The organism is Spirosoma flavum (assembly GCF_042686045.1).
GTDB classification, from domain to species: Bacteria; Bacteroidota; Bacteroidia; order Cytophagales; family Spirosomataceae; genus Spirosoma; species Spirosoma flavum.
Map to the genome: position 1 here is coordinate 1 of NZ_JBHUOM010000021.1, position 23,604 is coordinate 23,604.

The window sequence follows — 23,604 nt, forward strand, 5'->3', positions numbered from 1 at the left end:
CACGATGGCAGCCGACGGCTTGGTCAGTAGATGGGGAAGGAATTGATGCACCATTCGAATGGTACCCGAAAGATTTATGTCAATTTCAGCGGTGATATCGTCCAGACTTAAGCTGTGCTCGCGCAGATCGAGGTTTCGCATGATACCCGCATTGTTAATGAGCAAGTTAAGGGAAGAAAATTTCTTGGTGACGAAGGCGTATAAGTTTCTAATATCTTCGGGCTTACTGACATCACTTTGATAGGTATGGATCTGAGGAAGCTGTAGTTTAATCTGGCTGAGCCGGTCGGCGTGCCGGCCGGTGATAATAATGGTAGAAGCGCCCTGTGCCAAGCACTGTTTTGCCATTTCCAGACCAATACCGCTGGTTCCGCCTGTGATTAGGATCGTACTGTTTTTAATGTCCATTTCTAATTCATCTTTATAGGGACAAAGTTCGGCAGGTACGACCAGATGGGTTTAGCCAAATCTATGTATGGTTTAGTCAAATATGGGTTGAATAGGTAATAAATTCGAATGGTTGTTATGGACGTGTTGCTCAACTTATAAATTGGGCATTAATCATGGTTACTTAGGTCTTGTAACTGTGTATTACTTTAAAACGCTGTTTAACCGCCTTCGTTTTGGGTCTATGTGCATCGCCACTGTTCTTTATCCTGACCCTAACGATTATCGACTCTATAAACCGGTCTGCCCCTGGGCAAGATCCGGGTTTGTCTGCCAGCCTCCTTTTGGGCGTTAGTATGGTGGGGGTTGTTTTTATTACTACGGGTGGGCTGGCCTGGTATTATGCCGGACATGGGTACCTGCGCCCAATACAGATTTTGACCGCACTGATGCTCAAAGCAACGGCACTGCTACTGTAAACTCGGTATCGGTTTGGGTAACGCTGATTTCGCGTCCGCTCAGGTAGCTATACAGCGATTTCAGGCTGGCTAATCCCTGTTGGTTTGACGTTTCCACGAAGTCCTTTTTTTGCAGCGTATTTACTACAAACAAGGTGTCATCTTCCGTAAAAATCCGGACGTAAAGCGGGCTTTCCTCACCGAGAATATTATGCTTAATAGCATTCTCAAGTAGATTCTGGATCGTTACAGGTACAATTCGATGAGATAGGTATGCCGCGTCCACGTTGACACTAATTTGCAGGTCACTGCCAAAGCGGGCAGCCTGGAGGTCAATGTAGTTTTGGGCAAAAATCAGTTCATCCTGAAGACTAACGAGTTCCTTGTCTTTATTCTGCAGGATGTACCGATAAATCGTTGATAACTTCCGCAGAAATAGTGATGCATCTTTCGGCTTGGTAACGATCAGGCTGTTGAGAGAGGTCAGGCTATTGAAGAGAAAATGTGGATTGAGGTGGTTGATGAGGTTCTGGTACTGAATCTGGGCCTTATCTCGTTCGAGCCGGGTTGTCTGTATCTGAAAGTGGTGTAGCTGAGCCGTTTGCCGGGTGCGGTATAAGTATAGCCAGTACGTCAGTCCCAGCAACAGAGCCAACAGAGCTGTCCTGAACCAGCGCGTATTGTAAAAGGCGGTGTCAATGTGAATAGCCAGTGTCGTTTCGTCCGTTTCTGTTTTGCCCGCTACCGCTTTGACCCGGAATGTATAATCACCCCCCGGAATTTTGGTATAGTTAGCCACCGTGCGGGCGTCGGCCTTTACCCAGTGATCATCGTATCCCTCCAATGTGTAGAAATAGACGTAGTGCTGCTGAACGCGGTTCAGGACGGCATAGCTAACGCTGAAATTGGTTGCGCTTAAACCCAGCCGGATTGCTGGACTATGCGCCTGAACAAGCATCGTTGTATCAGGCAACGCGAGGGTGCTGATCAAGACGCTGGCGGGCGCAATCTGACGGTTGATCCGATGAGGCATAAACTCGACCACGTAATTTTTCTGGGTTGTGATCAGGTTTCCGTTTCTCAGGGCAAACATGTAATTGGTATACCCAATGTTTGATTCATTCAGCGCCAGTGTACTATTTTGTACGGATGAGCGGGCCAGGTTGATAATGGAGAACTTATTAAGCGAAGCCATCCAGATTTGCCCGTAGGCATCAGCGCAGACGGCTTTGCACTCGTTGGTGCTCAGTCCGTCCTGGTTAGTCCAGAGTCGTGACGTGCCTCGTTTCGGGTCCACTTCAAGTAACCCCTGCCCCGACGCGGGTATCCATAGCCGGTTCCGGGCGTCGATTGTGAACGGGAAGTGGTCTGAGTAGCCCATACCTGCCTGCTGGATCGGAAACGAAACAAATCGCTGCTGGCCCGCCGAAAACCAGATAAGCCCTTTATCTCTTACATCGGCCCATAAGCGTCCAGTTTTATCCAGTCCGGCCGAATAAATACGGTATTTCTCACCATCGCCAAAGGGTAGCGGATAGGTTTGCCAGCGGCCCGTTGGCAGGTGGCACTTGAAAATAACATCACTAGTACCAAATAACCACAGCCAGTCCCCCTGTCGTACCATACTGCGCAGGTCGCTGGCTTGGCTGAACAGTGACGGAGGTAAGGGGAACGGAGTAAACGTCCCGGTTCGCCTGTTAAAAATGCTTACTGCTTTTCCCTCCCGAATGTAGAGCTCATCCAGGTTCAGGCCCTGCAGTAAGGTCGACTGGCCTGACCAGGCAGTCTTCCGCATGGGTAAAGGCATCGTGTAAACGGTTAACTGACCGGAGACAGACCCGTACTTCAGCAACTCATGATCGACCGAGAAAAACCACCAGTTGCCGGCATTATCTTCCAGAAATGACGTTAGTCCCTGCTTGTTGGCCAGCGACGGATGTTGCCGGGCCAGATCGTGAATTTGATAAAAGGCGTTTCCAGGGTTGGTACAAGAGATGCCGTTCACCGTACCGAGCCAGATCGTACCATCGTTTTGCTGCCAGCCCGCCCAGAAAAAATCACCGGCAATCGAGGTTCGCTGAGCCACATCATGAAAAAACTCACGGACTTTATACGAACCGGCTTCGGCCGTAAACATGGTATAGGTCCACGAGCTGATCCATAACGTATGCTTCTTATCGACGAAGATTGTTCCCACCGGAAAGGCAGAACGGCCCGTCTGACTGGTTATCGAAATGCTGTTCGTGATCGTTTTACGGATCAAATCATACACCAAAATCCGCTGGTCGGTATTGTCTGAAAAAAGCAGTCGATCGGTGCTATCGAGCACTAGGGCCGACGTGTCGTGCAGCTGAAAAACAGGCAGTTGCTCCGGGTTATTCTTATGATTAAAAAACTTCCCGGAGCTGATGTCCAGATAGTTAAGTCCATTCTGTTCCGTCGTCAGCCATAGACCGTCCCGTTGAGGATCTTCCACCATGCCATTTTTACTAATGTAATCGCCGGAGAGTGTTGCAGGCCTGGTCGGATTGTTTTTAAACTGGGTACACTTCCCCGTTGCGGGGTCCAGCTGATACAACCCTTTGTTTAAACTGGAAAACCAGATGCGTCCCCTGCGGTCGCAGAGGATGTTCATGCATCGGCCGAGTTTTTCGGTACCCACCACGCGGAAAGCTGAAAATTGCCCGGTGCGGCTGTCGCGCCGACTAACACCATCGTCCGTTGCCAGCCACAAATCATTGGCGTTATCCTGGCATAAGTCGTGAACGACATTGTTCGGTAGACTACCCGCCCGGTGACTGGCTTTGAAGACCGTAAAATGGCTGCCGTCGAACCGGTTTAACCCTTCATAGGTGCCAATCCAGAGGTAGCCATCGCGGTCCTGCAAGAGACTGTTGACGACGTTATACGACAGCCCCTGCGACTCCTGGATGTGCTGAAACTCGAGTGGCAGGTTGACGGGTTGAGCCGCAACGGCATGAATACCGATGCAGGCCCAACTAAACAGCAGGGAAAGACGAAAAAACGAAGCGAGCCTCATTTCTCCAGCCATTTTTTAAACGAAGGAGCCTTGTCGCGGCTGATGTCGATATGTACCTGATGATTTGGTGTTTTCAGCACAAGTTGCAGCTTCAGATTCGCCAGTCCCTTTACGCTCTGTACGGCATTGATGTTAACCAGACAATGGCGGCTGGCGCGATAAAACAGGTCGGGATTGAGCATGGTTTCAATCTCATCCAGCGTATCGTAATCCAGAATGTAACGTTCACTGGTGTTGGTAACCATAAAGTTCAGTTCGTCGCGGATGATATAAGCGACATCGGCAATCTTAACGGGAACCCAGCTATTGCGAGCGTTGCCCAGAAAATGCTCTTTATACGAAGATTTGAGCGACGCTGGCGTGTTCAGTGCATCCATAAGTTTTTGAACATCGACAACTAACTTATTTTGATTTTTGGTCAGCGCGCGGGCTTTGGCAACGGCCTGCCGGAGTTCGTCCCAGTCCACGGGTTTAAGCAGGTAGTCGATGCCATTTACTCTAAAGGCCCGGATAGCATGTTCGTTATAAGCCGTCGTAAAAATGACGGGACAGGAGATTTTAAACTTCTCGAAGATGGTAAAGCTGATCCCGTCGGACAGTTGAATGTCAGCAAAAATTACGTCTGGCTCGGCATTCTCAGCGAACCACCGCAGGGCTGTTTTTACACTGCTAACCGTACCAACAATTTTAATGCCCGGATCAACCTCCGCAAGGCTAGCCGTCAGCTCAAGAGCTACTAATTTTTCATCTTCAATAATGAGTGCGTTCATGGCAAAGAGGATTGATCGGAGAATCTGACCTAAAACTCTCATTTTCAGAAAGGAATCGCAAGTTTCCGGTAATGAACCGTATTGTTTCCGGTTTTAATGACGCATAACTGATCATGAATCGTGTACGCTGTAGTTCAACAGCGACTGATAACTTCTTTCGTACGACTGATTACCCAATACCGGCGATTCATTGGAGAAAAGTTGGTCGCCTACCTATTTATTCGGTGATTTATCCGGTGATAAGGCCTACTATGTATTTATGGTGACGCAACAACAACTCCAACTCGTTAAACAAACCTGGAAACTCCTGCGTGAGATCGATCCGGCCGTGCTGGGTGACGTCTTTTACAGCCGCTTGTTTATCCAGTATCCCACCCTGCGGCCCATGTTTAAAGGATCGATGGAAATCCAGTATCAGAAGTTTGTTGATATGCTCAGTATTATCGTAGCCCGGTTAGACCGTCCGGATACGGTGGCGCAGGAGATTGGCATGTTAGCCCGAAGCCACGCAGGTTATGGCGTACAACCCTCCCACTATGAAGATGTTAAAGAGGCTCTGCTATGGACCCTGGAACGCGGATTAGGACTCGACTGGAACGTCGCTGTGCAGCAGGCCTGGATTGCCTGTTATGACGCCATCACCCAACTCATGCTTGAACAGGCCCACTGAGTCAATAATCCGGTAAGGCATAAACTATGAAATCTATGAAAATAAAACGCAGGGCCTATTTCAAGGATCAGGTAAACGATTTGGTCTATTTCAGGAGCTGGGTAAATCAGTTAGAAGCAGCTAATGGCAGGCAATATGAGCAATACGAACTTCACACGTCGCTGGGAAAAACGCACGTATGGGGATTGAACACAACGGAGGAAAATCTGGATAGCCTGGTTATTTTTCCGGGTGCCAGAACGACCTCGTTGATTTGGGATTTTGACAATGGACTTGACAATCTAAACCATAAGGTGAGACTATTCCTGGTTGAAACCAATGGGCTCCCTAACCTAAGCCACGGCGATACGCCAGCTATTGACTCGCTGGATTATGGCGTGTGGGCATCGGAAGTTTTTGAGGGTTTACACCTGAAGAAAGCATTCGTAGCTGGTGCTTCATTTGGTGGACTCATTTGCATGAAACTGGGCCTTGTTGCGCCTGAAAAAATCGAAGCCGCCTTCCTGTTAAATCCTGGCTGTTTACAACCATTCTCGCTATCGCTTAAAAATCTTTACTATAATCTATTGCCGATACTGCGTCCAACCCAAAGGAACGTGTCCACATTCCTGGATAAAGCGATCTTTTCAAATCCTAACCACCAACTATCCGAGACGGCCAAAAAGATGCTGGTTGATTATGAAGTTTTTGCGCTCAACCGCTACAAGGATAACACCCAAAAACCGTATTACATGGCCGAACAACTGTCTGAAGTCAAAACCGATACCTATCTTCTGGTGGGCGATCAGGACCTTTTGTTTCCCTGGCAACAATCCGCTGTAAACGCGAAAAAACACCTTAAAAATTTACGAGAAATCAAGGTATTCGAAAATGTAGGCCACGGTATCGAAACGTACCCTGAGGCCATGGCCTTCATTGGAGCTATTCTAAAACATCGTTAAGCGAATAACCATCCATAAAAAAGCCTTCCGTCGTTTGCGCCGGAGGGCTTTTTTATGTCGCTGAGTCAACGTAATGCTCACAAGTACACGGCATACATAAACGATTCATCGACAGTGGCATACAGTTCAATTATCAGATCACAGCCATTCAGGGCGAAACTTTTGTCCTCCCTTATTACACCTGCCACCTTTGGATCACAATACAGCAGGGAACGCTGAAAACCTGATATCGAGTAGGCACCAAATGAACAGTAAACAACAAATCCTAAACAACAAAAATCATGTCAACCAATTCCTTCTTCAAGAGCCTTTTGGCAGGCGCATTACTACTGGCCGGTTCGGCCACTTTCGCCCAAACGTCGGAAACTCCCGACCAGCTGCTTGTTGGGGTTTACCCGACCAGGCAGGTAAACAAAATTTGTCTGGCCGTTGAAAAACAACCCGACACCCACGCCTACGTGCAGTTGCTGGCATCCACCGGCGAAGAACTCTACCGCGCCCAGCTACCTAAGAAGGGCACCAGCTTCAATCAGATTTTTGATATGAACGAACTGGAAGACGGCACCTATACCCTGCGTGTCGAACAGGGGAAAAACGTCATTGTCAAGTCCATTCACCTACAGACAACTACGCCGGACCCAGCCGCACCAGCCCGATTTCTGACGCTGGGCAACTAAGCAGATCAGCGGCCAGCCCGCATTCCTAATTAATCAAATCCAAACTTAATCACGACGAACCCAGTACACATGAACTCTTTATTCTCAAAAAACGCCGTTTTTCTTGCCGTAGCAATCGGTTCTTTCAGTTGCCAAAACGATAGCCTGGTCAACCCTGTGAAACCCGAAGGAGTGGCTAATCAGGCCACAAACGGAATAATTCCGGACAATCTCCCGAAATACACGCTCATCAAAGACGGACCAGAGACGGTGAGTTACTACCCGGATGGTCGATTGAAGCGCGTAATTTACGGCGCAGACATACCGGGCAATACCAACGAACGTACAGACTACACGTACGAGGGCACCCAGTCTGTTAGAGTAGCTACCATTTACGGCAATAAGGTCTACAACGACGAAATATTCACGCTTGATGCCAACGGCCGCTGCTTCCAGTACAGAGCGTACACTTATCCCGATGGCGGGGCGACTAGACAGAGATACGTCTATAATTCGTCATACACCTACGACAATCAGGGCCGGTTAAAAACCTGGACCAGCTTCACTCCAAATGTTACGCTGCTGTATGAGTATTCCTACACAGTAGACGGTGACTTAAGTAAAGTAGTCAGGCACAATGGAGCTGTAGCAGACGAAGAGTTTACGTTTACCTATAAATTGCTGGAGGCACCCGCGCTTCTGCCGGATACGTATCCGCTGAACGCTCAGTTGAACTTTAAATGGTGGGGGCTGCTCAAGGATACGTATCTGGGAGTTTTTGGCACCGCCAGCAGTCATTTGGTGAAGCGCATAATCCGAAAAAATCTGATTACGAATCAGGTGGAGCAGGACACTAAATTTACCTATGTACTGAACGCCAATGGGTACGTATCAACTCGGACGAGCACTAATGCCCTCACCGGCGTTGTGCTGGATAGCAAGGCGTATGAATACGTGTCGGCCGACACCCCGCCAACTTTCTAACCCGCTCAGGTAGCCTGTCTCTACTGTCTCATCCTGGTTCGCAATGTCTGCTGACAGCGTACTATCTACAGATCAAAAAAGCTTCTGACATTCACGCGAGGGCTTTTTTGTTTGAACAGTACCGACTGAATAATGCAGTGGACAAGTATAAAGATGGTGTATACGACTCAAGGCCATTCCCGTACGGTTTAGCACCTTCCTACTACCACTCATTATCAAATTTTTGAGAAGCAGACATCCACCCGCCACTTTTACAGCATAATCGCCGACAAAGACCAACGACATCCAGCCATCAGACATACACTTATTCACTATCTCATACCCTACTAATCAGCACAACTAATGGAAGCTCTTACCTACACCCCAGGCACTTCGTTGATGAAGGCAGAAATCAAAAAACTGGTCCGTCAGGGCGGTCCCGACGTACAGGATTACCAGCACGTCGATAACCTGATGATCCGGCTAAGCAGCCAGCTACGGTCGGGTCTACTAACCGACGACGAACTTATCAGTATTCGGACGGAATTCGGCGCGACCTTATCAAACCAGACGATGCAGGGCTTTATGCTCAACAAACCGCACGGCTACGCGGGTGACTTCGAAATTATCGAGCGTATGTACACCTGGTACATCAGCCCCGACCAGCACTACACCAAGTGGGACCTGTTTCTGCAAAACCACGCTGCGTGCCGGGCCGTCCGAAACCGCAAAACGTATTTCAAAGAGGTGGTCAAGGCGTATATGCAGCGCCACAACCGGACGGAGATCCGACTACTGAACTTAGCCAGTGGCCCCTGCACCGAACTGGCTGAGTTAATTGCCGAAATTCCCGATTACCGGATCGTTGCCGATTGTGTCGATTTAGACAGCAATGCCATTGCTTACGCCAAACAGAAATTTGCCGCCCAAACTGACGATGTACGGTTCATTCAGAAAAATGTCTTCCGCTTCATGCCCGATCGTCAGTACGATATGATCTGGTCGTCGGGGTTATTCGACTATTTCAACGACCGGCAGTTTGTGCAGCTCGTCAGCCGGTTTGCCCAGTACCTGACTGCCGACGGTGAATTGATTGTCGGCAACTTCGCCGATAACCATCCGTCCAAATCCTACATGGATTTAGTAGCCTGGTCGCTTAATTACCGAAATACGGACCGGTTGCTTTATCTAGGGCGGAAAGCCGTCGGCGATGCTCGCACGGTTCAGGTCGGTCAGGAACCTGAAAGAGTAAATCTGTTTCTGCACATCGGGGGCCTGGCCAATCCAGCTCAATCCATCTAAATCGGGCAACTCAAGTCTGTCTGTGTTAAACGCTTATCCGTGTTTTATAGCCCAACCTCACATAACTAATCCAATGACTACCGAACAGAAACAACTCATCAAAGCGACCGTACCGGTGCTAAAAGAAAGCGGCCTGCTGCTGACCACGCACTTCTACCAGCGCGTTTTCTCGAACAATGCCGAACTGAAGAACACCTTTGACATGGCCAATCAAGAAAATGGCCGACAACCGATGGCCCTGGCGATGGCCGTACTTGCCTACGCTGAAAACATAGACGACCCGTCGGTCCTGCTAACCACGTTACAGCGCATTGGCCACAAACACACCAGCTTAGCCGTTCGGCCCGAACACTATCCCGTTATTGGCCGTCACCTGATTGCATCCATCAGCGAGGTGCTCGGTACGGCAGCAACCCCTGCCCTACTCGATGCCTGGACGACGGCTTATGAGCAATTAGCCCACCTGATGATCAGCATCGAAGCTGATTTATACGCGGCTCAGGTAACTAAACAGGGTAGCTGGACTGGCTGGCGTCCGTTTATTGTCAACGCCAAAATCGCGGATACCGGCGAAAAGACGACCGTCCACCTGTATCCGGCTGACGGGGCAACGGTGGCCGATTACGGCCCAGGCCAGTACCTGAATGTGCGCTTGTTTATGCCCGAGTTAAAACTGTTTCAGCCGCATCCGTATCGCATTGAAAGTGCGCCAAATGGTCTGTACTACACCATTTTGGTCAAACGCAAAACGAATAAGTTCGGTAGCGTCAGCAACCAGCTGCTCGACGAGGTGCAACCCGGCGACCAGCTTGATCTCAGTGCACCCGCCGGAGTTTGTCCGGTGGCGATACCTGTCGAAAAGCCAACCGTTGCTGTTCGTATGGGCGGTTGCCCAATGCATCAGGCTGCTTAACCCCAGAAGATCATCAATCTATAATAGTATTTCATAATCATTAAATCACACGACAATCAAGAACCAACAACCATCCGGAGCTTTCATTGCAGCTGCTTGGGCCGCCTTATTCAACGGGCTATTAGCCTTTAACATTGGGCTATGGAACGCGCAAATGCCATTGAATGTGAAAGCTATTTTATTTCACCGTGCTTGTGTATGGGCTGTATGCGGCCGTATCGGTGCAAAAAAGCGTACGCGACCGGCAGGATGGCATACCCGTTACCGCCATCTATTACGGCCTGAGTTTGGTATCGGTGCTGCTGTGCCTACTGCTGCTTACCGTCGGCCTATGGAATGCCACGCTGGAGCCGAGCGAAAAAGGCTTTTATGCCATGTCCTTTACGTTAAGCCAGTTTGCGGCGATTGCCGTTCAGAAAAACACGCGAGATACCCAACCCAAAGTACAGGGATAAGTTTTCGTATGATTGTCTACATGTCCTAGTTCCTATCCATACACCTATGTTTCAACTTCGCACTATGGCCACCTAGACCCGTTTTCTTACTTTGCTGGGTTTTTCCCCAACCGCTCAGAATCAGGCTAATTCGTTAGGGGTGAATGCCAGCACTGCGAAAAAAAGCAAAAACGATTGATGCCGGAATGACTACGATTCGACCATCAAATCAAGGCCAATCGCCGTAAAACTTTTGAAATGCAAGGTGTGCAGAAGCCAACTTTGACCCATAGGGCGGGAAAGAAATCTGTATACCCTCTGTCGCTTCATCGAATTACTATTTACCTCTTTTTTTATCAATTATTATGAAAAAACTAATTATATGCAAAACAACTACTATCCTATTTGGTGTACTGGCTATCGTCATACACTCTAGATCCGATATGACTATTGGCCACTTACCCAATAACAAGTTAATTGGAACCGTGCTGGGACTGCTCAGTGGTATTTCTGGAAGCCAGTGGATTGAGTACCAGAAGCGGCTGGATGTAACCCAATCCGGCTGGCCTATATGGGTACGGCGACTACTGTTCAGCAGCATACTATTACTAACGGTGTTGACCGCTCAGGCCCAAACCACTTGGACGGCCCATCCCCAAATGCCTGACCATTTTGAGTTAGTCGATGTGGCCTACGGGGCAGGCCGATACGTAGCTGTGGGCGACATTGGTGTTATTCGTAGCTCCACAGATGGGGAAGGCTGGAAGACACAACCAAAAGGGCCGCTTCAGACCGAAAGATTGAGCGGTATTGTATATGCCAATAACCGATTTGTGGTGGTGGGAAATAATGGCGGTGTGATGACCTCCATAAATGGCCTGACCTGGGCTAAGCAAGTTTCCGGCACAACCGAGGTTCTGAATGCCGTTGCATACGGTGGAGGAAGGTTTGTGGCCGTGGGCAGGAATGGCACCATTATCACCTCGACAGATGGGATATCATGGACAAGACAGACATCAGGAACAGCAGATAAGTTTACCGCTATAGCCTACGGGGGCAGTCAGTTTGTAGCCGTAGGTATAAATCTCATTAAAACATCCCCCGACGGCGTGATATGGACTACAAGAACATTTCCGAATCCCTTCTTTAGTTTGGGGGGTGTTACGGCCGGGCCTAAAGGAAGTTTTGTCGCCGTAGGCGACAATCACGCTGTCTTTACTTCAACAGATGGCATAACCTGGACGCCCCGCCCCCTTGCTGGGTCTGCTTTATATTTTGTGGGCATAGCTTATAATTCGATACTCAATAAGTATGTAGCAATATCCAGCGTAAGCGGCTGTGTTGTTACATCAGGGGACGGAGTAAACTGGAATACCGGCTCGTCCGGCACCAACCACCAATTGACCGCCGTGCGATATTTACAGGGTAAGTTTCTGGCTGTGGGAGAAGACGATACCATTCGCTCGTCGTCCAGTGGGCTTATTTGGAAGCCCGTAACACTTGATCCGCTTATTGCCTTGTACGGGGCGGCTTTTGGAAATGGACATTATGTAGCCGTAGGTGCTTATTCGCCCGAGTACTACACCTTCATGGCTAACGTGGCCCTCACATCGGGTGATGGCATCAACTACACTGTTGGCGAAACGATTCATGTACCCAATGGAGCGAAGCAGTTCAATGACGTTGCCTTTGGCAATGGGTTATTTGCCGCCGTCGGTACGAACGGAGTCATTCAAACCTCCGTCGATGGCAAGGTGTGGGACTTCCGCCATATGCTTGATGGGCAAACCCTCAACGCCGTCACGTTTGGAGGGGGGCAGTTTATCGCCATAGGGGATAATGGTTTTATCGCTCGGTCGAACAACGGGAAAACCTGGAATTCGGGATTTACCGGGCTGGCTAAGAACTTTAATGGCATCAGCTATGCGAATGGGCAGTTTACAGCAGTAGGGCAATATGGAGCCATCGCTACCTCAACCAATGGCATCATCTGGACGGCCCGCCCTTCGGGTACTACCAAGCAGTTGAAGAGCGTTGCCTTTGGCAATGGCATGTGGTTAGCGGTCGGTCACGATGGGATTTCCTGCCGGTCCCTAAACGGTACTACCTGGACGAGTTTTATAGTGGATGCCAGTGCCTATTTCAACCACGTTGTATTTGCCAATGGAAAATTCGTTGCCGTTGGCCTGGATGGCAAAATCTTTACCTTCCCCAGCGCTTTTATCTGGACCGCCCGTGCCTCCAAGACCTCCGCTCACCTGTGGCGCATCATTCACGGTGCTAACCAGTTTGTTGCCGTGGGAGAAACCACATCTCAGAACGACTGGAATACGGCCATTGTCGTCACCTCGTCTGACGATTATGAGGCAACGGCCAATGCACAGCCGACATCACTAACCTCCAACGCACAGGCACGTTTAGCCGCAGAAGAAAACGGGCCAGAGCTACTATTGCAGGCCATGACCTATCCCAATCCGGTTGAGGAGGAATTCACTATAAACATCGAAGGGGCCAGTGGGCAGCAGGTTCGGCTGTGGTTAGTTGACGGGCAGGGCCATACCATTGAGTACCGACAAATCCGGGTGGAGGAGAGTCAGCATAACGAGTCGATGCGTTTGGGCCAGCGCGAGCCGGGTATGTATCTGCTGCGGGTGAGTACAGCGGACCAGACAAAAACGCTGAAAGTGTTGAAACGCTAAGGTGGTCCACAGCCACAACGTCACGGTACCCATGCCTTTTTTGTTAAAATATGTTTCAACTACAAACAATGGCCACCTGGACCAGCTTTCTTGCCTTACTGGGTTGTTCCTCAACCGCTCAGAATCAGGCAGTTCGTGGCTCGCTAGCCATTAGCTATTTGCTAGAGCGGGATTACCGCCTGAACCTGTTTACCAACAATAGCAACGGCAACCTGATTGGCACGCATAAGACGTCCTATTTCAAGATCAACTACCAGGGTAAGCCCGTGATATTGACCGATAAGAAGGGCAAAAAAGCGCAAATCTGGCAGGTACGGTTTCTGACCGATGCTCCGGGAACCACCATTCTGGCCACCAGCAACAGGATCTACCTGATTACCGACGACAACGGACAGGTACGTACAGCTACCGTCATTGGTGAGGTGGGCGACTTGTGTACCTACCAGTGGCTCGACAGCGAACACGGGCAACCCGGCAGAGTACAGATCAGTACTCCGACGGATAATTCCGGTTCATCCCGATTTTTGTCGGGCGGGCGATTTTTACTGGTCGATGAGCGCAGTGTCCTGGACGTACGTACGCTGGCCATTTATCCCTTCGACCTGACTAGTGAGGCTTCGATACAGGGCACCGACGGTTTTGTTCGGGTTAGCTCCAGGCTGGTTAGTTTCTCTCCCGGCAAGACACAACTGGTATTTCTTGGCACCCGCTATAACATCCAGCGCAATCGGTCTGAGTACGCGCTGCTGGGGGTCGACTTCATGAAGAACCATGTATACGCTGTTCCATTCCGTCCGTCGGCTACGCAGTTTATCTGGGCTGAGGACGCAACATCGGATTGGTTTGCCACTTATTTCGACTGGACAACGGATAGCCAGGGTAAAGAAGCCTTGAGCGTACATCCCTACACGCAACACCCGCCCTGGCACGGTCGGTGGGCGCAGAATCCGGGTGAGGGTCAGCCGATTCGCTACGAGCTGAAACCGGTGCTTCCCGGTATGTTTGATCACTTCATAAACTGGGCCAAAAAACAGTATCCAGCCATCGAGCCAAAAGTCGAGCGCTCCGAGGGCCTGATCAGTGCCGTATTTACTATCAATGGGTCCGTGTTCAATTTATACGTTCGCGCCGACTACAAAAGTCTTGGTCTGGAAAGCACAGACCAGACACTGCTCAGAACCATCGGCGATCAGTTTGACGGGGAGTTGCGCAAAGGCCGGTTTCAGGATGGGTTTGGCGAGATGGACCCTGACTGATGCAAAATGCTCCTATCTTGATCGTTAATCTTCACCGGCAGCCTGTCATGCAACCGGCTCCTGCTTTTTGGAATACGGCCGGGCAGCGGTTCGAAAATCAGTGTATCAGCAAAACGGTTCGTATCCAATTAGTTACGACTGATTCACCAAAATCAGGCGACTCGATCTTAAATAATTGCTGAACGCTGTCGGTCTATCCACCTTCGTATTATCAATTCGCTCTGGTAGTAAAACATAGCTTGTAAACTATACCCCATCATGCGCTTCGTTCTTTTCATTAGTCTGCTCATTCTTTCGTACCCTAATCAGGCCCAGCCTAAAATTCAGGTTGTGTTACTGGGTATGTATCACCTCAACAACCCCGGTCAGGATGTGGCTAAAGTTAGGGTGGATGATGTTCTGGGTGAAAAACGACAAGCCGAAATCAGTCAGGTTGTCGATGCCCTGAAAGCCTATGCGCCTGAGCAGATTTTCACGGAATATAGTGCAAAGCAGCAAACGCGGGTGGACAGTCTTTACCGGGTATACATGGCCGGGGGTCGACGGGACAAACGGGGTGAAATGGACCAGATCGTCTTTCGACTGGCCAACCAGCTCGACTTGAAACCCGGTAAAATCATGGGGGTAGATGACACCGGCGATTTTCCTTACGACTCGCTAATGAAGGTGGCAAATGCTGCGGGTCAGCAGGCACTGCTAACAGAAATGAACCGGACCGTAACGGACTATACGAACTGGTTTAACACGTACCTAAAAGAACATACCGTCGGGGAGGTACTGTTGGCGCTTAATACACCGGAGCAGTACCGTTGGGATTTGGGCGGTTATTCCAATCTGGTCAGTCAGGTGGGCGGATTTGACAATTCCGTGGGAGCCTATATGACTGCTGAGTGGTACAAACGAAACATTTATACCCACAGCCACATTCTCAAACGCATCATACCCGGCACGAAACGTATTCTGGTTGTCTTTGGAGCCAGTCACGCGGCTGTTTTTAATCACCTGTTTGGGCTTAGCAATCGGCTTGAGGTCATACCACTGCTACAGGTTCTAAAGTAACGACTTCCAAGCAGTCGGTCGATTCGATGCAGATTAGTGCCTATTGTCGACGCATATACTCTTTCTGTATGTCTCATTTCATTCCAACCTTTTTCACTTGACCACCATGCGTTTTTTCTTCATTGGCCTGCTCATAGCCAGCCTCGTAAACCCAGGCTACGGAATCGTGGATTGCCCACCGATTATCACTAATGGAAAGCTACAGGGCATCCTGCCGGTAGTAAATCAAAAAGTAAGTTACTCAGAAATAGCCGACTGCGGGGCTGTTTCGCAAGCCGATCTGTTCCGGCGCGTCCGGTTGTGGGCCTTGCAGTCCTGTCACGCCCCCGGCGACACGTTTCTGCTAAGCGACAAAGAAACCGGCGATCTGGTCGGACGGGTGTCGCAGGTGATTACCCTGCCCCGTTCGGAGCAGTCGGCCGGTGGCGTCTATACGTTTCGGTACAGTTTTGTTATTGAGTGTGCTAACCGTAAATACCGGGCAATTGTCACCCAGCTTGACGTGCTGGAGAACGGCGGCAAAGCAACGCCAATTGAAACCTACTGCCAGAAAAATGAAGCCGACCTTCGGGCGATTTACGCGGCTCTCGATGGCCAAATCAGAGACCGGCTGGCATCACTTCAGGAAGGCGTGAAGAACTACAAACCCTTTTGATCACAGATCCTGTCCATTTCATTTATGAACCGCACGGCTGCTTTTCTACTCGGACCTGAACTGGTCTGGCTACTACTGCTGGCTACTGCCGGAATATTTGTATCTGCCAATCAACCGCTTACCGGCGCGGGTCGTGGCACCCTGGTTCTGATGAAGTTGTTTCTGCCTTCGGTGGGCGTCATGCTCGCGTTTGTGCCCCTATTCTGGGCACCGGGTAGTCAAAGCTGGTTTTTAGGGCGCATTGTCTTTGCCAGCTTAGTGGGGGTAGTGGGGTTGGTCTATTTTTTGAGTAGAGCAGCCAGCTACGATGACAGCCGCAATGTTGGCCTTATCCTGGGGTTTGTGGGCTTCGTGTTCATAGGCTGGACGGTTCTGGCCCTGATGGGCGGTGTGGCCACGCTGTTCCTGCTTTCTCACTGGCCCTTTCTACTCGTGTTGACATGGATACTCGTTCTCTTCGCGCTCTATATGATCGCACTGTGGATTATATGGACGTTCAACATAGGTTCTGGAAAAGCCCTAGGCGGGTGAGCCTAAAGCCAATTTATCTGCTTGATACATAAAATTACCTCATCCACTTTACCCGTATGACTACCGAAAAAACACTCCTCGACGAATGGTCCGTCAAAGACCTTGAAGACGGCTCTTCCCTGACCATCACCGTCCTTAGCTGCCCTGAATTGGGCAACCAGTCGCTGCCCGGCATTCAGGTGCTGTGCATGGGCACTATCGTAAACTTTGAACCCGGCATCGTGGAGCGCTGGGCGTATCAGACCACCAAAGCGGGTGTCGAAGAGTACTTGATCGAAGATAAATCCTGGCTGGTACACGAAGACCAGTTCGTGAAGAACTATTTGCTGCTCGGCTCACCCCTTAAAGCAAAGGTGTCGGTGAAAACCCGCAGTTCCAAAGTCATCAGCAGGGAGTACGACCTGCCATTCGACGTATAATTATAACCGGCACTGGTGAAAGCTCTTTTAATAGCTCTGACGTGGACTGCCTTGAATTGGGTAAGTTCGGATAGCCCAGCTAAGATCATAGCCAATACCCAATCCGATGCGGCTATTAACAGCGGTGTTTCCCCGGATGCACAGCAGGCCCGTCAAACGGTTGTCAGTTTTTTGACCTGGTACAAAAACCATATCCAGGAAGCGAACCGGTCTCCGCTGGTTAATCAGACCGGAGGGAAACCGTATTCGGTGAATCTGAAGAACGGGGAGCGGTACCTGACGTACCTGAAAAGCAGCCAGCTGCTGACTGATGCGTACCTGAACCAATGGCGAACGTTTTTTAAGGAACGGCAGGCAGGCTTCCGCCAAAGTCCGCAGTCCGAAGGGCCACCTACCGGATTCGACTACGATTTGGTGATGCTGAATCAGGACGTAGATATGCAGTTTGCAGAGCTCAAATCACTAAAAATGGGCAAAGTTGTGATTAGTAATAACAAAGCTACCGTGGGGTTTACCCTGCTGGATGTCTACGAATTTCGGCTGGTGCGGCAAAATGGACGCTGGCTCATCAACGAAATCCTGAACCAAAGCCAGGAGTAACGAAAAAAGTAACGATGGAACCGTCGACCATACAGGAACTTGACGAGTGGATGACGAAGCATTGCTACAACGACAGCTATGCCGTCGGGAGCCGGAATATCCACGAAGGCTACGGTTTAAGCACGGAAGAAAACGGATACGCCTGGTTTTACACCGAACGCGGAAAGCAATACACCATTCAGCATTTCGAGACCGAATCACAAGCCGTTGCCTTTGCCTTCGGGAAGATAACGGGCGATAAAACGGGGAACCGGCACCTGATTGGCTTCCTGAACGACAATGCCCTGGAACAGAAGCTGTTGACGGAGCTTAAAACAAGAGAAATTGCCTGGTGGAAAGATGAAATTCCATACGGCGGTCTGCACAACAAACGAAGCCGGATTTTTGTGTTCGGCTGTGATGTGCAGAAAGTACCGGACCTCCGGGAAAAATACGGACTGTAAAAACCTACCGCCCGTTGTTACGTAAACGCAATAAAAGTGTTGACTATCAGTGCACTAACGAATCAAAACCAATATGGCCATTCTAAAAATCATTACCCTTATCAACTGGATACTCATCAGTATTTATGGCTTAGGCGTACTCTATATACTTCCTCAACAGGGTAGTGGTACCGGCCATGAAATGGCAGGAGTAGGATCCATTTTAAAAGGCGTGACCTTATCTCTACTGCTCCTGTTCGTTTGGATGAACTGGCTACCTTACCTGTGGACAAAAATCACAGCGTTGATCTTTCTCGTTCTGCTCTTCCTGATAATTTATTATTACCTCAAGGATACTTTTTAAACAGGTCAGCGTATTGGTTGATCGATGACCTTTCATATAGCCTTACCCGGCTGAAAAAGAGATGTTTGTACTAAAAATCATAACCCCTATCAACTGGATATTGATAGCCATTTACGGAGTTTTTGTCATCATGGGGCTGCTGTGGCTGCGCAGAAACATTTTACCGTCAACGTATCAACCCTAAATACCTGTCATTCATGTACATATTCTGGATTTTTTGGGGTATCGACGTAGGTATTGCCCTGGTCCTCGTCTGTTTCTTTTTTGTTGGCCTTGGAGATGGTACCGTAGACTGGGACAATGGTATACTCTGGTTCGTCTTGTTAATCGGCATGGCTGCTTATCTGCTGGGTGGCTACTGGCTGTTTACGCATCAGTACACGATTGCCGCCATTCTCCTGATGGCGGTGCTGGTAATACCCGGCCTGTTTTACGGCCTTTACATGCTGCTCATGCTCACGGGGGACAATAATTCTAACTGGAAATGATTGGGAATCGGATGGCTACACCAGCCTACTCACACCAATCCAAACCCTGTAAAAATGACTACTATCAAAATTCTTAGCGGCATCAACTGGCTCCTTACCGGGGTGTATGGTGCCTTCGTCGTCTGGGCGTTACTACAAAAGGCGAACCCGGCCAACGATGCTGGGGGTGGTGAGCAGGAAGCCGCCCTGAAGGGCATTGGCGTTTTTCTGTTGCTTGGGTTGGCGGGGTTAAACTGGTTGCCGCATTTATGGACAAAAATCGTTGCCCTCCTGGTTGTTGTATTGCTCCTGCTGCTAATCTACTTTATCAGTACCAACTAATCCGTTGGCTCAACTCTATCCATTTCAAGCAAATAACCTTAATCATGCCATTCCTTCGTTACTTCTCTTTTCTGTGCCTGACCACTTTGCTAACCCAATGGACGATGGCGCAACCTAAAAAACAGCTTGTTTTGCTGGGCACCTATCACTTCGCCAACCCCGGTCTTGATATCGTAAAAGTCACGACCGACAACGTGCTTAGCGAACGCCGTCAGGCCGAAATCAAGGCCGTTGTCGAACGCCTGAAAGCGTATCAGCCCGACCAGTTATTCATCGAGTACCTGCCCACTGAGCAGGCGCACATCGACAGCCTGTACCAGCAGTACCGGCAGGGGAAACTCCGCAACCGAACCGACGAAGTAATCCAGCTCGCGTTCCGGCTGGCCGACGCCCTCAACCTGCCACCGGGTCAGATTCACTGCGTCGATAGTCCGGGCGATTTCCCCTATGATTCGCTGGTTCAGGTGGCCCAGGCGACCGGACAGCAGGCGGTGCTGGCGCAGTTACAGACGCAGATGGAGACCTTCAGCCGCTGGTTTGATGGCTATTTGCCAACGCATACGGTATCAGAAATACTCAACGTTATGAATACGACCCAGTTTCAACAGGTAGATTTAAATACTTATTCGGGCGTTCTCAACCAGATAGGTACCTCCGAAAACGCCGTGGGGTCATACATCACAGGCGAATGGTGGAAGCGTAACCTGCGGATTCAGAGCAACATTCTGCGGGTTATGGCCGGTGAGAAAGCCCGGAAAGGTCTGGTCATTTTCGGGGCCGGACACGTATGGGTCCTGAATCAACTCTTCACCCTCGACCCGCACTACAACCTGATTCCGGTCGCTAAAATCCTACACTGACCTTTCCCATGAAGCCACTCCACATTCTACTTTCTCTGCTGGGTCTGGGCATCCTGGGTGGCTGTAAAAAGTCTGGCTATCAGACCAAAAATGGCTCGGTGTATTACAAAGATTTCCTGATGCGTTCGGCTGATTACGGATCATTTCAGGCCTTGAACAGCGTTTTTGCCCGCGACAAAACCGGCGGCTATTACCGGGGCATTCCCATCGACAGCACCGACGGAACCAGCTTTGCCGCGCTCGACGACCATTATGCCAAAGACAACGCTACCGTTTATTTCTGCGATAATTACATTGATTTCAAACTGTTCGAAACGACCCGGAAGGATAGAATCGATCGGGTTGTGGCGGCTCATGCCCCTTCATTCGAGATTATCGGCAGCGAATACGCCTATGCCAAAGACAAGATTCGCGTCTATTACGAGGGCAGAGGTTTTGCGGTGGCCGATGTCGCTTCGTTTGTGCCGCTAAGCCCTCAGTTTGGTAAAGATAAGCGGGTGGGCTATTACCAGCAGGCCCCAATTTTGGGCAGTAATGGCGTATTCTTTACCATGGTAAGCCGGAATTTCGCGAAGGATAAACGGACCGTTTATTACTGCTGGAACACGCTGGATATACCCATTGGTGGCGTTACGTCGGGTGTTCGTGCGATCCAGAACGCGCTGCCCGACTCGTTCACCGCCGTGGGTATGTATTATGCAACAGACAAAAACCACGCGTTTTACAAGGATAAACTAATTTCCGAAGCGGACCCCATTACCTTTGCCCAATGGGGCGAGGTAAATGTGCATTACGCCCTCGACAGTACCCGAATTTACTTTCAGCATCACCGGATTAAAGGTGCTGACCGGCAGACGTTTTCGCTACTGACCGACGATTATGCGCAGGACAGCCAAACCATTTTCTACCAGGACCACCCCCTGCCAAACGCCGACCAAAAAACGTTTACGGTGCTGGAATACGGTTACGCCAAAGATGCGGGCAGGGTGTATTATGATAGAAAAGCACTGGCAACGGCCGACCCGGCATCATTCGCGATGGTAACCAACGAAGCCGACCGCGACGCTGCCGACAAAACCCATTCCTACGCAGCGGGCCTCCGAATTGAACGGACGGAATAGCCCAGGCAATCAACAACCGAAAAACGAACCTACCACAAACCCTTTTAAAACCAATAACATGCTAACCAATTCAGTACTCACTTCTCTGGTTACCCTTCTTATGCTATCGGCTCCGGGGTACGGACAGCCCCCAAAACCAGCCGTCAACTTTCTCGGGATTCAGACTCCGATCTTCGTTCAGAAAAACGGGTATCGGCTAAGTTGGTCGGCCCACCCGGATGCCTCGCTCTACAAACAGGAATACTTGGTTGCCGGTGATAATTTTCCGAAATACAAGTCGATGGTAACCATTGATTTTGTGCTGACCGAATCGACGGTAGACCAAGCTGTTGATACTAAACTGCGCGAACTGGAGGGCCTGAAACGGACGAATCCTATTGTTCAGCATACTATTGTCGGCAATGCCGCCACGTGCGAAAAAATCATCGACTGCCTGATCGGTAATAATGCGGCCGATGAGCAAAATAATCTGGTGGAGCGGGATGTGTTTCGGTTTAAAGCTATCAAGACCAAATCGGGTAAGCGCGGTATTCTGCTGTTCATGGTCAGCAACCGGAAATACGGCTCGGAGATTACGACGTTTCTGACCAAATTAAAAACGGACAAGCCGCTCTTGATCAACGAAGTAGCTAATCTAACGCTGCCAGCAATTCAATTATAAAAACCCTTTAAACCACACAAAATCGCATGAAATACGTTGGAATCGGGTTCTTCATCGGCATCGCAGGTTACGCCCTGACGGCCTTTATAAGCTATTATCTTACTGGTAAGTTTTCGTCCAACGGTCACGACCGGAGCGTGGAAGCCAGCATGACCAGCATCTTTGTTTTCGGCCCGATTGGCTTCATTTTATCGTTCATCATTGGCTACATCTGGGCGAAAAACTCGTTTTAAGGTTCACCGCATGAAAGATGACGTTTTTTCACCCAACCATGCCTACAAAGTGAGTTTCAGCAGCTACGAGGTCAGCATGAGTCACTGGATCGATCAGCCGTACCTGATCCGGGTGAGTGACAACGCCTGTCTGTTCAGGCTTAATGAAGATGCCTGGTCGGCCTGGGCGGTTCGCTGGTTAGATGATTTAATTGTTGAGCTGGACATGCGTAAATATCCCGGCCTGCTTGCCTGCACCGTGACGCTAAACGCATCGACCCATCAGGCAGATGCGACGAGCGGGGTCAGTTCGGTTGCGGGCGAGTTCCAGGCGGTAAGCAACTGGATTCTCGCGTTGAAATAATGGAGAATGAGTTAGTGGTAGCGTATGGTTATCGAACTGCTTCCGCTTTTTGAGTCATAGGTTGCCTCTATGTCTCCCCACTCAAAAGCCCCTTCGCGCCCCAGTTCGTTAGCCACCCAGATGCGCAGGTCGGTCAGGATGGCAAGCTCGTTAGCTTCTGACCAGTCGGCCCAGTTGGGCGTTAAGTCGAACCGGTCGTTGGCTACCATCAACTCGATCAGTTTGAGCACATTCGTATGAAAGCCGAGCGATAGGATGAAGTACTTTCCCTCCACTGCTACGTTTTTAATGGTCAGCCATTTCCAGCCGTTTCCCAAATCGGCTACCGTCTGAACCTCGCCCAACGGCAACCCGGATACCTCATCGAAAGCATCCCCCGCGCTAAGCCGGCGGGTGGCAGACAGGGTGATGGAGCCGGTTTTTTTATCTATCATAAGCTACCAAATAATCAAACGACCATGACAAAATTAACAACTTCAACCTATAACCTTAACGACGGAACCAGACCGCAGTTGCGCTATACCCAGGATGGTCGTGGCGGCACCATGTACTACAGCAGCCCCGAAACCAGCTTCGATATATGGTATGAATTCGCACTATCGCCTCCTTTTTGACTAAACTATACATAGATCTGGATAAACCTAACCGTAATGAATGCCCAATTTTGTCCCTCAAAACAAAAAGTCAGATGGACATCAAAAACAGCACGATACTCATTACCGGCGGAACCAGTGGCATTGGTCTGGAACTGGCTAAACAGCTACTGACCCAGGGCGCTTCTACCCTTATCATTACCGGCCGGGACGCCGACAGGCTCAGTAAGATTCAAACAGAACTCCCTCAGATTTATACCATTCAGAGTGATGTCAGTAAACCAGAAGATATTAGAAACTTATATACCTTCGTAACCAAGCAGTTTCCGACACTCAATATGATCATCAATAACGCGGGTATCATGCGCAACCTCGATCTGCGGGACGCTAGTCTGAGCTTGGAGAATATAACCGCTGAGATCGATATAAATCTTTCCGGTATCAT

At 49.8% G+C, this 23,604-nt stretch carries 29 protein-coding genes; 25 read left to right on the forward strand and 4 right to left on the reverse strand.

Annotated elements, in window-relative coordinates; translation table 11 throughout:
* On the reverse strand, positions 1–408 hold a 408-nt coding region (locus ACFS25_RS20155; RefSeq protein ID WP_381504618.1), incomplete at its 3' end, for an SDR family NAD(P)-dependent oxidoreductase.
* 215 nt (positions 409–623) lie between these two features.
* On the opposite strand from ACFS25_RS20155, the gene ACFS25_RS20160 reads away from it, so the two are divergent.
* Entirely contained in the window at positions 624–866 is a 243-nt protein-coding gene (locus ACFS25_RS20160) for a hypothetical protein (protein ID WP_381504620.1), read from the forward strand.
* Here ACFS25_RS20160 and ACFS25_RS20165 read toward each other — a convergent pair.
* Together ACFS25_RS20165 and ACFS25_RS20170 are read right to left on the reverse strand one after the other, a co-directional pair.
* Positions 841–3,885 carry a ligand-binding sensor domain-containing protein gene (locus tag ACFS25_RS20165; protein ID WP_381504621.1) on the reverse strand — a complete coding sequence of 1,015 codons (3,045 nt, stop codon included), beginning with the start codon at positions 3,883–3,885 and terminating at the stop codon, positions 841–843. The two genes, ACFS25_RS20160 and ACFS25_RS20165, sit on opposite strands and share 26 nt — an antisense overlap.
* The gene (locus ACFS25_RS20170; RefSeq protein WP_381504623.1) at positions 3,882–4,655 is read right to left on the reverse strand and encodes a LytR/AlgR family response regulator transcription factor; all 774 of its coding nucleotides are present in this window, start codon (positions 4,653–4,655) and stop codon (positions 3,882–3,884) included. Before ACFS25_RS20170 ends, ACFS25_RS20165 begins: the two co-directional genes overlap by 4 nt.
* Positions 4,656–4,845: 190 nt before the next feature.
* Here ACFS25_RS20170 and ACFS25_RS20175 point away from each other — a divergent pair, with 190 nt between their 5' ends.
* The 23 genes from ACFS25_RS20175 (at position 4,846) to ACFS25_RS20285 (ending at position 22,566) form a co-directional block, all read left to right on the forward strand.
* Entirely contained in the window at positions 4,846–5,325 is a 480-nt protein-coding gene (locus ACFS25_RS20175; RefSeq protein ID WP_381504625.1) for a globin domain-containing protein, read from the forward strand.
* Between the two features lie 35 nt (positions 5,326–5,360).
* On the forward strand, positions 5,361–6,266 hold the full coding sequence (locus tag ACFS25_RS20180; protein WP_381504628.1) for an alpha/beta fold hydrolase: 906 nt from the start codon (positions 5,361–5,363) through the stop codon (positions 6,264–6,266).
* A gap of 281 nt (positions 6,267–6,547) precedes the next feature.
* On the forward strand, positions 6,548–6,943 hold the full coding sequence (locus ACFS25_RS20185) for a hypothetical protein (protein WP_381504629.1): 396 nt from the start codon (positions 6,548–6,550) through the stop codon (positions 6,941–6,943).
* A gap of 69 nt (positions 6,944–7,012) precedes the next feature.
* Positions 7,013–7,906, forward strand: a complete 894-nt coding sequence (locus tag ACFS25_RS20190) for a hypothetical protein (protein ID WP_381504631.1) — start codon at positions 7,013–7,015, stop codon at positions 7,904–7,906.
* A 342-nt stretch (positions 7,907–8,248) separates the two neighbouring features.
* Positions 8,249–9,187 (forward strand): class I SAM-dependent methyltransferase, encoded by a 939-nt coding sequence (locus ACFS25_RS20195; protein ID WP_381504633.1) that lies wholly within the window; start codon positions 8,249–8,251, stop codon positions 9,185–9,187.
* 73 nt (positions 9,188–9,260) lie between these two features.
* On the forward strand, positions 9,261–10,100 hold the full coding sequence (locus tag ACFS25_RS20200; protein ID WP_381504635.1) for a globin domain-containing protein: 840 nt from the start codon (positions 9,261–9,263) through the stop codon (positions 10,098–10,100).
* Between the two features lie 188 nt (positions 10,101–10,288).
* Positions 10,289–10,555, forward strand: coding sequence for a YiaA/YiaB family inner membrane protein (locus ACFS25_RS20205; protein ID WP_381504636.1), 267 nt, complete (start codon positions 10,289–10,291; stop codon positions 10,553–10,555).
* Between the two features lie 344 nt (positions 10,556–10,899).
* Positions 10,900–13,233 carry a T9SS type A sorting domain-containing protein gene (locus ACFS25_RS20210; RefSeq protein WP_381504638.1) on the forward strand — a complete coding sequence of 778 codons (2,334 nt, stop codon included), beginning with the start codon at positions 10,900–10,902 and terminating at the stop codon, positions 13,231–13,233.
* Positions 13,234–13,283: 50 nt separating this feature from the next.
* On the forward strand, positions 13,284–14,489 hold the full coding sequence (locus ACFS25_RS20215) for a hypothetical protein (protein ID WP_381504640.1): 1,206 nt from the start codon (positions 13,284–13,286) through the stop codon (positions 14,487–14,489).
* 258 nt (positions 14,490–14,747) lie between these two features.
* On the forward strand, positions 14,748–15,548 hold the full coding sequence (locus ACFS25_RS20220) for a DUF5694 domain-containing protein (protein ID WP_381504642.1): 801 nt from the start codon (positions 14,748–14,750) through the stop codon (positions 15,546–15,548).
* A 106-nt stretch (positions 15,549–15,654) separates the two neighbouring features.
* A complete protein-coding gene (locus tag ACFS25_RS20225) occupies positions 15,655–16,203 on the forward strand; it encodes a DUF4468 domain-containing protein (protein WP_381504644.1) in 549 nt (182 codons plus the stop codon).
* 24 nt (positions 16,204–16,227) lie between these two features.
* Complete coding sequence (locus tag ACFS25_RS20230) at positions 16,228–16,734, forward strand: hypothetical protein (RefSeq protein WP_381504646.1); 507 nt, start codon at positions 16,228–16,230, stop codon at positions 16,732–16,734.
* Positions 16,735–16,790: 56 nt separating this feature from the next.
* Entirely contained in the window at positions 16,791–17,153 is a 363-nt protein-coding gene (locus ACFS25_RS20235) for a hypothetical protein (RefSeq protein ID WP_381504648.1), read from the forward strand.
* Between the two features lie 15 nt (positions 17,154–17,168).
* Positions 17,169–17,753: a hypothetical protein gene (locus tag ACFS25_RS20240; protein ID WP_381504650.1), complete on the forward strand. Its 585-nt coding sequence runs from the start codon at positions 17,169–17,171 to the stop codon at positions 17,751–17,753.
* 14 nt (positions 17,754–17,767) lie between these two features.
* The gene (locus ACFS25_RS20245) at positions 17,768–18,196 is read left to right on the forward strand and encodes a hypothetical protein (protein WP_381504653.1); all 429 of its coding nucleotides are present in this window, start codon (positions 17,768–17,770) and stop codon (positions 18,194–18,196) included.
* A gap of 73 nt (positions 18,197–18,269) precedes the next feature.
* Positions 18,270–18,539, forward strand: coding sequence for a hypothetical protein (locus tag ACFS25_RS20250; RefSeq protein WP_381504655.1), 270 nt, complete (start codon positions 18,270–18,272; stop codon positions 18,537–18,539).
* Between the two features lie 197 nt (positions 18,540–18,736).
* Positions 18,737–19,027, forward strand: coding sequence for an osmoprotectant transporter permease (locus tag ACFS25_RS20255; RefSeq protein WP_381504656.1), 291 nt, complete (start codon positions 18,737–18,739; stop codon positions 19,025–19,027).
* A 54-nt stretch (positions 19,028–19,081) separates the two neighbouring features.
* Positions 19,082–19,348 (forward strand): hypothetical protein, encoded by a 267-nt coding sequence (locus ACFS25_RS20260; protein ID WP_381504658.1) that lies wholly within the window; start codon positions 19,082–19,084, stop codon positions 19,346–19,348.
* Positions 19,349–19,392: 44 nt separating this feature from the next.
* On the forward strand, positions 19,393–20,208 hold the full coding sequence (locus ACFS25_RS20265; RefSeq protein ID WP_381504659.1) for a DUF5694 domain-containing protein: 816 nt from the start codon (positions 19,393–19,395) through the stop codon (positions 20,206–20,208).
* 8 nt (positions 20,209–20,216) lie between these two features.
* A complete protein-coding gene (locus ACFS25_RS20270) occupies positions 20,217–21,329 on the forward strand; it encodes a DKNYY domain-containing protein (protein ID WP_381504662.1) in 1,113 nt (370 codons plus the stop codon).
* Positions 21,330–21,387: 58 nt separating this feature from the next.
* Positions 21,388–21,990, forward strand: a complete 603-nt coding sequence (locus ACFS25_RS20275) for a hypothetical protein (protein WP_381504664.1) — start codon at positions 21,388–21,390, stop codon at positions 21,988–21,990.
* A gap of 26 nt (positions 21,991–22,016) precedes the next feature.
* Entirely contained in the window at positions 22,017–22,223 is a 207-nt protein-coding gene (locus tag ACFS25_RS20280; protein ID WP_381504666.1) for a hypothetical protein, read from the forward strand.
* 76 nt (positions 22,224–22,299) lie between these two features.
* On the forward strand, positions 22,300–22,566 hold the full coding sequence (locus ACFS25_RS20285; protein ID WP_381504668.1) for a hypothetical protein: 267 nt from the start codon (positions 22,300–22,302) through the stop codon (positions 22,564–22,566).
* A gap of 11 nt (positions 22,567–22,577) precedes the next feature.
* Here the strand turns inward: ACFS25_RS20285 and ACFS25_RS20290 are convergent, their stop codons facing one another.
* Positions 22,578–23,000: a hypothetical protein gene (locus ACFS25_RS20290; protein ID WP_381504670.1), complete on the reverse strand. Its 423-nt coding sequence runs from the start codon at positions 22,998–23,000 to the stop codon at positions 22,578–22,580.
* Between the two features lie 254 nt (positions 23,001–23,254).
* Between ACFS25_RS20290 and ACFS25_RS20295 the strand changes: the two genes are divergently transcribed.
* Positions 23,255–23,604, forward strand: a 350-nt coding sequence (locus ACFS25_RS20295; protein ID WP_381504672.1) for an SDR family NAD(P)-dependent oxidoreductase, incomplete at its 3' end; no start/stop codon positions are given.